General features: G+C 71.0%; 11 protein-coding genes. 9 read left to right on the top strand and 2 right to left on the bottom strand.

Going from position 1 to position 12,325, the window contains the following annotated elements:
- Positions 1-221: 221 nt before the first annotated feature.
- A complete protein-coding gene (locus ACOZ38_RS44150) occupies positions 222-419 on the top strand; it encodes a hypothetical protein (RefSeq protein ID WP_424536761.1) in 198 nt (65 codons plus the stop codon).
- A 339-nt stretch (positions 420-758) separates the two neighbouring features.
- Positions 759-2,210, top strand: a complete 1,452-nt coding sequence (locus tag ACOZ38_RS44145) for a multicopper oxidase family protein (protein WP_424536760.1) — start codon at positions 759-761, stop codon at positions 2,208-2,210.
- A 30-nt stretch (positions 2,211-2,240) separates the two neighbouring features.
- Here ACOZ38_RS44145 and ACOZ38_RS44140 read toward each other — a convergent pair whose 3' ends face one another.
- Positions 2,241-3,416, bottom strand: a complete 1,176-nt coding sequence (locus tag ACOZ38_RS44140; RefSeq protein ID WP_424537202.1) for an MFS transporter — start codon at positions 3,414-3,416, stop codon at positions 2,241-2,243.
- A 202-nt stretch (positions 3,417-3,618) separates the two neighbouring features.
- On the opposite strand from ACOZ38_RS44140, the gene ACOZ38_RS44135 reads away from it, so the two are divergent.
- The 6 genes from ACOZ38_RS44135 to ACOZ38_RS44110 all read left to right on the top strand — a co-directional run bounded on the left by ACOZ38_RS44135 (position 3,619) and on the right by ACOZ38_RS44110 (position 10,091).
- Entirely contained in the window at positions 3,619-5,229 is a 1,611-nt protein-coding gene (locus tag ACOZ38_RS44135) for an ABC-F family ATP-binding cassette domain-containing protein (protein ID WP_424536759.1), read from the top strand.
- A 151-nt stretch (positions 5,230-5,380) separates the two neighbouring features.
- Positions 5,381-6,154, top strand: a complete 774-nt coding sequence (locus ACOZ38_RS44130; protein ID WP_424536758.1) for an FxLYD domain-containing protein — start codon at positions 5,381-5,383, stop codon at positions 6,152-6,154.
- 86 nt (positions 6,155-6,240) lie between these two features.
- Positions 6,241-7,347, top strand: coding sequence for a saccharopine dehydrogenase family protein (locus ACOZ38_RS44125; RefSeq protein WP_424536757.1), 1,107 nt, complete (start codon positions 6,241-6,243; stop codon positions 7,345-7,347).
- Positions 7,348-7,655: 308 nt separating this feature from the next.
- On the top strand, positions 7,656-9,215 hold the full coding sequence (locus ACOZ38_RS44120) for an RNA polymerase sigma factor (RefSeq protein ID WP_424536756.1): 1,560 nt from the start codon (positions 7,656-7,658) through the stop codon (positions 9,213-9,215).
- Complete coding sequence (locus ACOZ38_RS44115; protein ID WP_424536755.1) at positions 9,196-9,846, top strand: hypothetical protein; 651 nt, start codon at positions 9,196-9,198, stop codon at positions 9,844-9,846. Before ACOZ38_RS44120 ends, ACOZ38_RS44115 begins: the two co-directional genes overlap by 20 nt.
- A gap of 122 nt (positions 9,847-9,968) precedes the next feature.
- Positions 9,969-10,091 carry a hypothetical protein gene (locus ACOZ38_RS44110; protein WP_405142582.1) on the top strand — a complete coding sequence of 41 codons (123 nt, stop codon included), beginning with the start codon at positions 9,969-9,971 and terminating at the stop codon, positions 10,089-10,091.
- A gap of 202 nt (positions 10,092-10,293) precedes the next feature.
- Here the strand turns inward: ACOZ38_RS44110 and ACOZ38_RS44105 are convergent, their stop codons facing one another.
- Positions 10,294-10,806: an inorganic diphosphatase gene (locus ACOZ38_RS44105; protein ID WP_424536754.1), complete on the bottom strand. Its 513-nt coding sequence runs from the start codon at positions 10,804-10,806 to the stop codon at positions 10,294-10,296.
- A gap of 103 nt (positions 10,807-10,909) precedes the next feature.
- Here ACOZ38_RS44105 and dacB point away from each other — a divergent pair, with 103 nt between their 5' ends.
- Positions 10,910-12,310, top strand: coding sequence for a D-alanyl-D-alanine carboxypeptidase/D-alanyl-D-alanine endopeptidase (gene dacB / locus ACOZ38_RS44100; RefSeq protein ID WP_424536753.1), 1,401 nt, complete (start codon positions 10,910-10,912; stop codon positions 12,308-12,310).
- The last annotated feature ends 15 nt before the right edge of the window (positions 12,311-12,325 follow it).

Raw genomic sequence — 12,325 nt, 5'->3', positions numbered from 1 at the left:
CCCTTGTCTCCCAGACGGAAATGGAGTGCGAGTCGTCGAACCACAGGAACAGCCCGTATTTGTCCTGCAGCGCCAGAAGCCCGGGCAGGTTCGCGACGCCGCCCATGGAATAAGCGCCGTTATACGCGACCCTCGGATCATGTCCTCGAGGAAGTTCATGTCGTTGTGGGGGGCTCGTTAAGACCGGGCTCTCGTCCGCGCACACGGGCTTCATGACGTCCATGCGGAAGTGGCTGCGCTTGTCGAAGACCGTGACGCGGGACTTTCCGTCGACGAGCACGCCCGAGGAGATCAAGTGCGTCGATCGCGCCCTGGATGACCGCGGGATGACCTTCCTGATCGACGAGATCCGGCCTCGCGAACAAATCGCGGGGGAGCAGGTGAATGCGGCGGACATGCGAATCCACGGCTCGTCCTGAACCGTCACGGCCCGCACCGCGTCATTTTGGAGCGGAAAAACCTGTGCGCATTCGCCGTTTATCACAATAGACGTACCAGCCGGTCAACGCCGCGCTATTCACACCGGGAGGTCGTCAATAGCGAAGCGTGCCAGGGTAGGGGTTGACAGGCCTCGGCCCGATTCAGGGGTTGACATTCCTTGTGCCAATAAATCACACCCTGCCCCATCAAAGGTGAGCAACCTGGAAGAAGACACGCGTGCGGTCCGGTGGGACCTTCTTGGTGGCGAATATCTCGCCCGGGGGCGTGTCGCGGGTCGCGGGGGGCCTGGCCCGGGCTGTGCACTGATTGGGGTACTGATGCTGAACCGACGACGATTACTGGCCCTCGGTGCCACCGCGGGCGGGGCGATGCTGCTGCCGTTCACGAAGTTCACTCCGGCCGGCGCGAAGGACGGCGTGCCCCTTCGCAAGGAGTACCTCCTGGGCGACCGGGCCCCGCGTACCGGCGTGCGGCGGACCCTGGCGTCGTTCACGACCCAGATGCCCGTGCCGCAGGTGCTCCAGCCGGTGCAGTCGGGGGGCGTGGACATCTACAACATCCCCATCCAGGCCGCCACCGCCGAGATCCTCCCCGGCGTCCAGACCCCCGTGCTGACGTACGCCGGCCAGTTCGGCGGCCCGACGATCAAGGCCAAGACCGGGCGCCGGGTGAAGGTCATGTACCAGAACCGGCTGGACATGCCGGCGAACGTCCACCTGCACGGCGGCCACGTGCCGGCGGCCAGCGACGGCCACCCGATGGACGTGATCCAGCCCGGCCAGGCGCGGGTGTACGACTACCCGAACGACCAGCAGGGCGCGACGCTGTGGTACCACGACCACGCCCACCACATGGAGGCCGAGCACGTCTACCGGGGCCTGCACGGCTTCTACCTGATCGAGGACGACAGCGAGCGGGCCCTCAACCTGCCCTCCGGGGCCTACGACGTGCCGATCATGCTCCGCGACTCGGAGTTCGACGCCAACGGCGAGCTGGTCTTCTCGGACCCGGCCAACCGCACCACGATCCTCGCCAACGGCAAGGCGCAGCCGTTCTTCCCCGTCGCGGCGCGCAAGTACCGGTTCCGCCTGCTCAACGCCTCCAACGAGCACATCTTCCAGCTGAACCTCGGCGGCAAGCCGATGACGAAGATCGCCTCCGACGGCGGGCTGCTGCCCGCGCCCGTGCAGGTGACCGAGATGGTGCTCGCCTCGGCCGAGCGGGTGGAGGTCGTCATCGACTTCTCCCGCTACCCGATCGGCACCAAGCTCGTGCTCTCCAACGGCGGTGACCCGGTGCTGAGGTTCGACGTGGTGCGGCAGGCCGCGGACACCAGCCGCGTCCCCGCCCAGCTCCGCGCGCTGCCCGCCCTCCCGGCCGCGACGGTCGTGCGGGACGTGGCGATGAGCTTCGACCTAACGGGCACCGACCCCATCGGCATGATCAACGGCAAGGCGTTCGACCCGAACCGGGTGGACTTCCAGATCAAGCGGGGCAGCACCGAGATCTGGAACATCGTCAACGCCGAGACCATCCCCCTCGACCACACCTTCCACATGCACCTCGTGCAGTTCAGGGTGCTGGAGCGCGACGGCGGCGCGCCGCTGCCGCAGGACGCCGGCCTCAAGGACACCGTGCTCGTCCCGCCGGGCGGGTCGGTGAAGGTGCAGGCCACGTTCCGCGACTTCCTCGGGAAGTACATGTACCACTGCCACTTCCTGGAGCACTCATCGGTCGGGATGATGGGCCAGATGGAGATCATCCCGTAGACGCGGACGCGAGGGCCCCTGGGCGACGGATCAGGGGCCCGAGCGCGGCCGAGCTGGAGGTGTTCCGCGCCGCGGACACGGAGATCGACTGGCTGGTGCTCGCGCCGCCGCCGGTCTTCCTCGCCGACGACGTCGCCCCCCGGACCGCCACATCGCGAGCGCGATGAGCACGTACGGCACCGCGAGCAGCATGAAGATCGGCCCGGGACCGGTCCTGGTGGACGCCAGCCCGTACGCCGCGAAGGCCAGAACCGCCATCACCTCCGCCCCGAAGCCCGCCATCGAGGTGACCGTCGCCCGGGCACCGTCCGAGATGCGCTCCTGCAGGCGGGCCTCGGCGGCGGCCATCGCCCACTGGAAGACGCCGTAGGCGGCGGCGACCAGCACCATCCCCGCCGGACGGCCGCTCGCGGCACCGGCGGCCAGGCATCCGGCGGCGACGGCGAGGGCGGGGGCCGCCCACCGGGTGCCGGCTCCGGCGAACCACCCTCCGAGCGCGGTCCCGGCCGTGACGAGGAGGACGAGAAGGGGCACCGCGGACGCCTCGACGCCCGTCGACTCGGCCAGCAAGGGGACGTACTCGTCCAGCGAACCCGCGCCCATGAGCACCAGGACGAGCACGAGCGCGCCGCGCACGGGGGGCGCCCGCCGCACCTCCCGGACGCCCTCACGGAGCACCTTGGCGTAGCTCTCCCCGCGTTCCGACGCGGTGCGGGACTCGGGGAACGACCACCCCGCGACCGCCGTGAGCAGGGTCACCGCGACGCTCGCGACGCCCACGGCCAGGTAGCCGCCCGCCGCGAGCACCGGGGCGGCCAGGCCCGACGCCACCATGACGGCCGTCGTCCCGACGGCCTCCGAGCGGCCCGTGAGGCGGGCGTAGGAGTCCGATGCCCCGGCCCGCGCCAGCTCCTCGTACACGAGCGCCTGCAACGTCCCCGAGCGCAGGGCGGTGGCCGCGCCCCACAGCACGAAGCCGAGCGCGAAGGAGGTGTAGGAGGGGAAGAACGTCCACAGCGTGTATCCGCACCCGGCCAGGATGGGAGCGATCGCCAGCAGGCGCCTGCGGGAGAACATGTCGGCCCACAGGCCAGACGGCACCTCCAGCGCGAGCGAGGTGACCGACCAGATGACGAACAGCGAGGAGATCTCGGCGGCCGACAGCCCGTGGTCGGCGAACAGCACGGCATAGACGGGGTACAGCAGGATGAAGTCGTCGAGGAACGCGTAGGTGTAGAGCCTGCGCGCGAGCCTCCGCTCAGGTGAGCGTCAATGTCGCCAGGTCATGGGCGCACCCTACGACACGACCGTGACCCGGTGGAACCGGTTATCCACAGCCGTCGATATCGAGGTGCGTGGAGACGCCCGCGCTAGGTACCCTCCGCGAGAAGGTTGGGGAGGGATCGTCGTGGCGCATGTCGAGGTCGGCCGTCTGACGTACGTACTGCCGGATGGACGCCCGTTGCTGAACGAGGTCTCCTTCCGCATCGGCGAGGGCGTCAAGGCCGCGCTGGTCGGGCCCAACGGGGCGGGCAAGACCACGCTGATGCGCCTGATCGCGGGCGATGTGCGGCCGGTCGAGGGCAGCGTCGCCAGTTCCGGGGGGCTCGGCATCATGCGCCAGTTCATCGGCAGCATCCGCGACGGCCGCACCGTGCACGAGCTGTTGCTGTCGGTCGCCCCAGAGCGGGTGCGCGAGGCGGCGCGCAGGCTCGACGAGTGCGAGCTCGCCATGATGGAGCGCGAGGACGAGAAGACCCAGATGCGCTACGCCCAGGCGATCACCGACTACACCGACGCCGGCGGCTACGACATCGAGGTGCTGTGGGACACCTGCACGATGGCCGCCCTCGGCGCCCCGTACGACAACGTGAAGTACCGCGAGGTCAACACGCTTTCGGGCGGTGAGCAGAAGCGGCTGGTGCTGGAGGCGCTGTTCCGCGGGCCCGACCAGACCCTGCTGCTCGACGAGCCCGACAACTACCTCGACGTGCCGGGCAAGCTCTGGCTCGAACAGGCGCTCAGGGAGACCCCCAAGACGGTCCTGCTCGTCTCGCACGACCGGCAGCTTCTGGCGAACGCCGCCGGCCGCATCGTCACCGTCGAGTCCGGCAACGTCTGGATCCACGGCGGCGGTTTCGCGACCTACGCGGCGGCGCGCAGAGAGCGCAACGAGCGGCTGGACGAGCTGCGCCGCCGCTGGGACGAGGAGCACGCCAAGATCAAGCGCCTGGTCGTCATGCTCAAGCAGAAGGCGCAGTACCACGACGGCATGGCCCCGGCCTACCACGCGGCGCAGACCCGCCTGCGGCGGTTCGAGGAGGCCGGGCCGCCCGAGGAGGCGCCGAAGGACCAGCTGATCAGCATGCGGCTGCGCGGGGGCCGCACGGGCAAGCGCGCGGTGATCTGCGAGGGCCTTGAGCTGACCGGCCTCATGCGGCCGTTCGACCTTGAGATCTGGTACGGCGAGCGCGTGGCGGTGCTCGGCTCCAACGGTTCGGGGAAGTCCCACTTCCTCCGCCTCGTCGCGGGCGAGGAGGTCCGGCACACGGGGGTGGCCCGGCTGGGGGCGCGGGTCGTTCCCGGGCACTTCGCCCAGACGCACGCCCGCCCGGAGCTCCAGGGGCGCACTCCCTGCGAGATCGTCATGACAGAGCACGCCAGGCTGAAGAACGAGGCGATGAAGGCCCTGGCCCGCTACGAGCTGGCGGGGAGCATCGCCGAGCAGCGCTTCGAGACCCTCTCCGGCGGCCAGCAGGCCAGGCTGCAGATCCTCCTGCTGGAGCTGTCGGGCGCCACGCTCCTGCTGCTGGACGAGCCGACCGACAACCTCGACCTCGCCAGCGCCGAGGCGCTGCAGGAGGGGCTCGACCAGTTCGCGGGCACCGTGATGGCGGTCACCCACGACCGGTGGTTCGCAGCCGACTTCGACCGCTATCTCGTCTTCGGCGCCGACGGCAGGGTGTACGAGTCGCCTGAGCCGGTCTGGGACGAGGCCCGGGTGGCGCGCGAGCGCTGAACGCGGACACACCGGTGGGGAGTGTGGAGGCGTTAAAGAATGAGTACGGCTTGCGCGTGTCGGAGGAGTCACGCCCGACTAACCGGGCTATGACGGCCTTGTGACCCAGCGTAGTCGAAACACGACAGCACTCGTACTCGGACTCGGGGTAGTGGCGGCAGCGACGCTCCTGGCCGGGTGCGGCGGCGACGAGGCGCAGCCAAAGCAGCGACTGAAACCGCTCGTGATCAAGGAACAGACGTCATCGGTCACACAAGGGACCGGTGGCTACGTGGTGACCTGGGCGGGCGTCATCAGCAACCCGAACCGGTGGCACTTCGGCGAGAACGTCGCCGCCACCGTGGTCGGGCGTGACGCGGCCGGCAAGGAGGTCGTCCGCATGGAGCAGCCTCTGGACGCCGTGCCACCGGCCGGGACGCTGAAGTTCACGGGACAGGCCATGGCCTCGGCCAAGCCCGTCGACGTGAAGGTGGCCTACAAGCCGGCCCAATGGCGGGAGGCCGCGCGGATCCCGTCCGCCTTCGTGCCGTTCCCGATCAACGCGCCCAACACCGAGAAGCTCGGCAACGGCTCCTACCTCGTGACCGGCGCGGTCGGGAACCCGTACGAGAAGGCCGCGACCAGCCTGGTGGTGACCGCGCTGCTGCGGGACAAGGACGGCAGGCTCGTCGGCGGCGCCAGCACGTACGTGGACGACGTGCACGCCGGGGCTCCCCGCCGGTTCGTGCTGACCGTGGACAGCCTCAACGGCGCGGCACCGGTGGCGCGTACGGACATCACCGCAAGGACGTGGGGGTCCAGCGGCCGGCCGTACGAGGAACTGGCCATGAGCGGCGCGGTGCCGCCCAGCACGGACAAACCCAAGACGCCGCCGTTCGCAAGGGATCGCGGGTCCCAGGCGATGCCGGTCGACCGCCGGCCGTGAGCGCGGGGCTGACCATTCCCACTTCCGGTGGCGACCGGCCCGCCCCGCTATGGATCTTGAAATCACCAGGGGGTTACGGTACTTACATGACTTCCCCCCGGATAGTCCTGTTCGGTGCCACCGGGTTCACCGGCCGGCTCACCGTCGAGGCGCTCCTGGCCCGCGGTGTCCATCCGCTGCTGGCCGGGCGCGACCAGGCGCGGCTTGAGGCGCTGGCCTCCTCGCTGCCGGTGGAGCTGCCGACCGCCGTCGCGGACGTGAACCGGCCCGCGACGCTCCGGCGGATCATCGAGCCGGGGAACGTGCTCATCTCCACCGTGGGGCCGTTCGCCCGCTGGGGGGAGCCCGCCGTGGAGGCCGCGATCGAGGCCGGCGGCGTCTACCTGGACTCGACCGGGGAGCCGACGTTCATCAGGCGCGTCTTCCAGCGGTACGGCCCGGCCGCCGCCGCGTCGGGCGCCACGCTGCTCACGGCCTTCGGATACGACTACGTGCCGGGGAACCTCGCGGCCTCGCTGGCGCTGCGGAAGGCGGGGCCAGAGGCTGTTCGAGTGGATATCGGATACTTCGTCCAGGGCAACATGGCTCGCCGGACGAGTGCGGGAACCCGGGCGTCCGCCCTCGGAATGGTCCTCGAACCGATGTACGGCTTCCGTTATGGCCGCATCCTTCGCGAGCACGGGCGTACACGGGTGTTCACCGTGAACGGCCGCCGCAGGCACGGGCTGTCCGTGGGGGCCTCCGAGCACTTCGCCCTGCCGCGGACCCATTCCGGGCTGCGCGAGGTCAACGTCTACCTGGGCTGGCTCGGCGGGCTGACCAGAGTCGCCGGGGTGCTGTCCAGGGCGACGCCCTTCATCGCGGCGATCCCGGGCGTCAAGCGGGTCACCGAGGCCGTCGCCGACCGGGTGATCCAGTCGGGCGGCCGGGAGGACCCGCAGGCGCCGAGCGGGGACGGGGTCACGTCCCAGATCGTCGCCGAGGCCTACGACCGGGGCGGCAGGAAGCTGTCCACGGTGGAGCTGTGCGGCGGTGACCCGTACGACTTCACCGCGCGCGCTCTGGCGTGGGCCGCCATCACCGCCGCCACCGAGGGCGTGGCCGCCACCGGAGCCGTCGGGCCGGTGGAGGCCTTCGGGCTCGACGGCCTCACGAAGGGCTGCGCGGAGGCGGGGCTGACCGCCCTGGCGTGACCCGGAGCCGCTCCCGCGTCCTGCCCTCGTCCCTGTCTCGCCTTGACCGGCGATGTCAGGTCAAATCCGGATATCAAGAGAAGCGCGGCCGTGCGGCAAATCGCCGGACAGTGCGGAGAAAAGTGGCGAGATCGCCACCGCCCGCGACCTGCACTTCCTTGTTAATGGTGATATGTCGAATTTGATGGCCATATCGGGGCGGACCACGCAAACAATCTTGCTGGCTTTCATTACGATATTAATACAACGCCGGTCATTGTCCGGGAAACGGTGGAGCGAGCAGTTACCAAGCCTTTACTGTCGGTTACATGAATGACAGCGTCCTGGTCGAGGCACTCCGCGCCCGCGATCCTGGTGCCCTCGCTGCCCTGTACGACACCTTCGCCGAGGGCATCTACAGATACGCCCTGGCCGTGCTCGAAAGCTCTGACAGCGCGCAGGTCGCGCTCCGCGACACGTTGATCGCGGCAGAGGCGCACGTCCACGCGCTGGCCGACCCCGAGCGGCTGCGTGTCTGGCTCTACGCGCTGGCCAGAGGGGAGTGCTACCGCAGGCGTTCGGTGATCCCGCCGGGCGACGGCGAGGAGACCCTGCCGGGTGCCGCCTCGCCCGAGGCTCCGGACGGCGACCTCCGGCGGGTGGCCGCGAACGCCGTGGGAGCCCTGTACGGCGACGAACGCGAGATCCTCGACCTGCTCACCCGCCACGCCATCCCCGAGCACGAGCTCGCCACCGTGCTCGGCACCACGGCCGCGCGGGCCGACCACCTCCGCCAGGCCGCCTGCGAGCGCCTGCAGGACCTCGTCACCACCGAGATCCTCGCGCGGAACTCCTCGCACGACTGCGCGGGAAGGGCGGCCATCCTCGCCGGCTTCTCCGGCCTCCTCGACGAGGACACCCGCGGCCTGCTCCTCCGGCACATCGAGGACTGCGCCGTCTGCGCCCCCCATCGCGAGCGCCAGGTGTCCGCGGCCAAGGTCTTCAACCTGCTTCCGCCGGCGGAGCTGCCCGAGACCCTGCGCGTGCGCGTGATGAGCTGCTTCATCGACCCCGAGCTGGTGCCCTATCGCCGGTTCGTCGCGCGGCGCACGGGGCTGCTCGACCCCGACGGGTTTCCCGTTCGCGAGACCAAAGGGCCTCGGCGCTGGCCTCAGGCTCTTGCGGGCGCTGTGGCGACGGTCGCGATCGTCGCCGCCGCCGTAGTCATCGTCGGCGCGCTGCGCCAGGGCGACGACCCGCTCGCGCGCGGCGCGTACGGAGTCCTCCCCCCGCGGGGCTCGCTCGCAGGCGGGGCGCCCGAGGGCTCCGGCGCCCCGAAAGCTCCCAAGACCTTGGCGCCCATCGTCGACGGCATGCCCGCCCTTCCCCGGCTCTCTCCCGGGGCGGCGGTCCCCATCGCCGTGCTGGGGCCCAAAGGCGAGGCGGCGATCCCCCCGGCGCTCCTGCCGGTGCCGCCGGCCGCCGTGCGCACCCCGGCGCCGAGACCGGCGCCCTCGTCCCCTCCGACGGCGCGACCGACCGAGGGCGTCCCGCCCGCGACCACGCCCACGGCTCCCGCGCCCCCTCCCGGCCCTCCCATGACGCCCCCGCAGACTCCTCCCGCGACTCCCGGGCCGCCGAGGGAGCAGCCGACCGGGGGTCCGGCTCCGACGCCCAGCCACCAGCACGGCCCTGTGCCCACTCCCTGTCCCTCCAGCACCCGGCCGGCGCCGCCCGCTTCCTCGCCGCCCCCTTCCCAGCCGCCGGCGGCGGGCGGCTCCTCCGAGGAGACTCCCGCGCCGTCCTCGGCCCACCTTCACGCCGGGCGCACGGCCGCGGAGGAGGCCCCCGTCGAGGCCGCGGCGGCCGGTGTTCAGCGTCCGCGATGACGCCCACCTGGGCCGCAGGGTGTTCCCGCACCCGATCGCGCCCGAGCTGACCGGCCTGGTTCCGCGCGTCCACCGCGTCGACTGGCCGGTCTGGCTCGATCCCGGGCCGCGCATGCTGCGCGACGTGCTGGAGCTGTGCCGCCTGCAGACGGCGCGGGGCCTCGCCGTGCTGTCCTGGTTGTCCGCGGGCCGTGTTCCCGGCGACATCGCCTGGCTGTGGCCGGGGTGCCGTCTCACCGGCCCCCGGCAGCACCTCATGTACGGCGCCGCCGCCGGCATACCCGACGTCGCGCTCGGGCTGGTGGTCGCGAACTGGACCTGGGTGCTCGACACCCGTTTCGCGGGCCAGGTCACGGCCCCCTACCTCGCCGGCACCGCCTACCCCGACGACGGGTACACCGCAGCCCAGGCGACCGTGACGCTGCTGCGCATCTGGGAGCGGCACGCAGACGCGCGGCCCGCGCTCGGCGCCGCCTGGGCGGCGAGCCGCACGGCCGCCGACTGGTGCAAGGCGGCCGAGCTGCGCGCCGCGTACGGCCGTGAGGCGCCCGTCTTCACCTACCCCCGGGGTCCCGTTCCCGCACCGGCCGGCGTTCGCCCGTGGATCACGCGCCTGTTCCGCCTTGCCTGATTACAGAAAGTGACAAAGAGGGTGTGCGCGATGTGACCACGGGGAAGCTGTGGATTGTGTGGCGCGAGGTCACGACGCGCTCACGTGAGGCTTCTCAGCTTGGCGAGTCGAGAGGGGTGCGCATGCCACAGGATGTGCGTCGCCGTACGGCCGGCGGAGGGCGGGTGGTCCACGTCCCCGGGAGCGGGGACGTGGCGCGCATCGTCTCCACCGGCCACCCGCCCGAGAACCGGACCCTGACGTGAGCACGGGCGTGTGGTGCTTCGCCTGCGTCCTGTCGGCGGGCCAGGGCGGGTGGCCCCTCGCCTGGGCCGTGTACTGGGGGACGGCCGTCGGGCGCCTTCGGCTACGGCCCGTGCCGGCCGGCGACCGGCTCGGAAACTGCCGAGAGCGGGCGGCGGCCTCCGGGAACGGCGAGCGGGTGACGGCCTCCCGGGGGAGGCGGGGTCAGTGCCCGCCCTCGGCCTCGTCCACCTCGACGTGATCGAGATGGCGCTTGATCGAACGGTGGATCTCGATCTCGGCCTCCACCCGGCCGACCCAGTTGGCGCCCTCGACGGACTTGCCGGGCTCCAGGTCCTTGTAGACCTCGAAGAAGTGCTGGATCTCCAGCCGGTCGAACTCCGGCACGTGGTGGATGTCGCGGATGTGCTCCATGCGGGGGTCGGTGGCGGGAACGCAGAGGACCTTGTCGTCTCCGCCCTTCTCGTCGGTCATCCGGAACATGCCCACCGCGCGGCAGCTGATCAGGCAGCCGGGGAAGGTCGGTTCCTGGAGGAGCACGAGCGCGTCGAGCGGGTCGCCGTCCTCGCCGAGGGTGTCCTCGATGAAACCGTAGTCGGCGGGGTACTGCGTGGAGGTGAAAAGAAGGCGGTCCAGCCGGATCCGGCCCGTCTTGTGATCAACCTCGTACTTGTTGCGTTGTCCCTTAGGGATCTCAACGACAACGTCGAACTCCACTGCGGTTCCTCCGCTCAAGCCCCCCGGGTACTCCCGGACGGGCGTTAATGTCTCGTAGGCGTATATCCAGGATGACGCATGCGGGAAAGAGGTCGGTGAGGTGGTGCGGCGCGAGCGTTTGGTCGCTGTGGCGACCCTCGCCCTGCTTCAGGTGTTCGTCTGCGCTGTGGGCGCTTTCGTCCTCGCAGGCAGCGGGCTGGGCGGTCTGACCGCCAAGCCCCCGGTCAAGGCCGCCCCGCCGACCCGGGCTCCCATCGCCATCGTGACAGCGGGACCTGTGCTGGCGCCGCCTCCCGGCGGAACTCCCCCAGGAAAGGGTACTTTGGCCGCGCGGCTCACCCGCGCGCTCGGCGACTCCGCGCTGGGTGACAACGTCGGCGCGGTCGTACTCGACGTCGCCGCGGGCGCCCTGCTGTTCGGCAGCAAGGCCGACACGGGGGTCACGCCCGCCTCCACCACCAAGGTCGCGACGGCCGTCGCCGCGCTGACCTCCCTGGGTCCCGACACCCGGGTCGCGACGCGCGTCGTCCAGTCGAAGGCCGGTGCGATCACCCTGGTCGGCGGGGGCGATCCACTGCTCGCTGGGCCAAAAGCCGGTAAATCTTCTGACTATCCCCGGTCCGCCTCGCTCGTGGCTCTGGCCTCCCGAACGGCCAGGGCGCTCAAGGCCGCGGGCGTCGCCTCGGTCGACCTCACCTACGACGACTCGCTCTTCTCCGGACCGCGCACCGCTCCGGGCTGGAAGCCGGGCTACGTGCCCGAGGGCAGCGTCGCGCCGGTCACCGCTCTGATGATCGACGAGGGCCGCCAGGACCCCCGCGGCTCCGCGCGGTACCCCGACCCGCCGAGGTCGGCGGCCGAGGCATTCGGCTCCCTGCTGGCCCATTACGGCGTCAAGGTCGGCAAGTCGATCAAGCGGGCCAAGGCCGCGCCGACCGCCACCGAGATCGCCAGGGTCGAGTCGCCGCCGGTGTACGAGCTGGTCGAGCACATGCTGACCATGAGCGACAACGACGTCGCCGAGGCTCTGGCCCACCTCGTCGCGCTGAAGGAGGGCAAGCCCGGCACCTTCGCCGGCGTCTCGCAGGCCGTCCAGGGCACGCTGAAGAGGCTCGGCGTGGGCGAGGGCGTCGCGGTCTACGACGGCAGCGGGCTGTCCACCCGCAACCGCATCACCCCCGCCGCGCTCGCCCGCCTGATCGCCCTGTCGGCCTCGCCCGGCAACCCGCGTCTGCGCGCCCTCATCAGCGGGCTGCCGATCGCCGGCTTCACCGGCACGCTCGGCCACCGGTACGGCAAGCAGGACACCAAGGCCGCGGCCGGAGTGGTGAGGGCCAAAACGGGCACGTTGAACGGGGTGAACACCCTGACGGGTCTCGCGAGGACGTCCGACGGCCGGCTGGTGGCCTTCGCCTTCATGGCCGACAACGTGCCCGACCCGGACGGGGCCGTGGCGGCGCTCGACCGGCTGGCCGCACTCGTCTCCGGGTGCGGTTGCTCATAAGCGCGCCGCACGACG

Source organism: Sphaerisporangium viridialbum (assembly GCF_049674955.1).
Lineage (GTDB): Bacteria > Actinomycetota > Actinomycetes > Streptosporangiales > Streptosporangiaceae > Sphaerisporangium > Sphaerisporangium viridialbum.
This window is presented reverse-complemented; position numbering and strand designations above follow the sequence as displayed.

What these genes read in the sequence shown, in the direction of transcription:
- ACOZ38_RS44110 (WP_405142582.1), top strand. Translation starts at nt 9,969, where the DNA reads ATGCCACAGGATGTGCGTCGCCGTACGGCCGGCGGAGGGCGGGTGGTC.
- ACOZ38_RS44125 (WP_424536757.1), top strand. Translation starts at nt 6,241, where the DNA reads ATGACTTCCCCCCGGATAGTCCTGTTCGGTGCCACCGGGTTCACCGGC.
- ACOZ38_RS44120 (WP_424536756.1), top strand. Translation starts at nt 7,656, where the DNA reads ATGAATGACAGCGTCCTGGTCGAGGCACTCCGCGCCCGCGATCCTGGT.
- ACOZ38_RS44145 (WP_424536760.1), top strand. Translation starts at nt 759, where the DNA reads ATGCTGAACCGACGACGATTACTGGCCCTCGGTGCCACCGCGGGCGGG.
- ACOZ38_RS44150 (WP_424536761.1), top strand. Translation starts at nt 222, where the DNA reads ATGCGGAAGTGGCTGCGCTTGTCGAAGACCGTGACGCGGGACTTTCCG.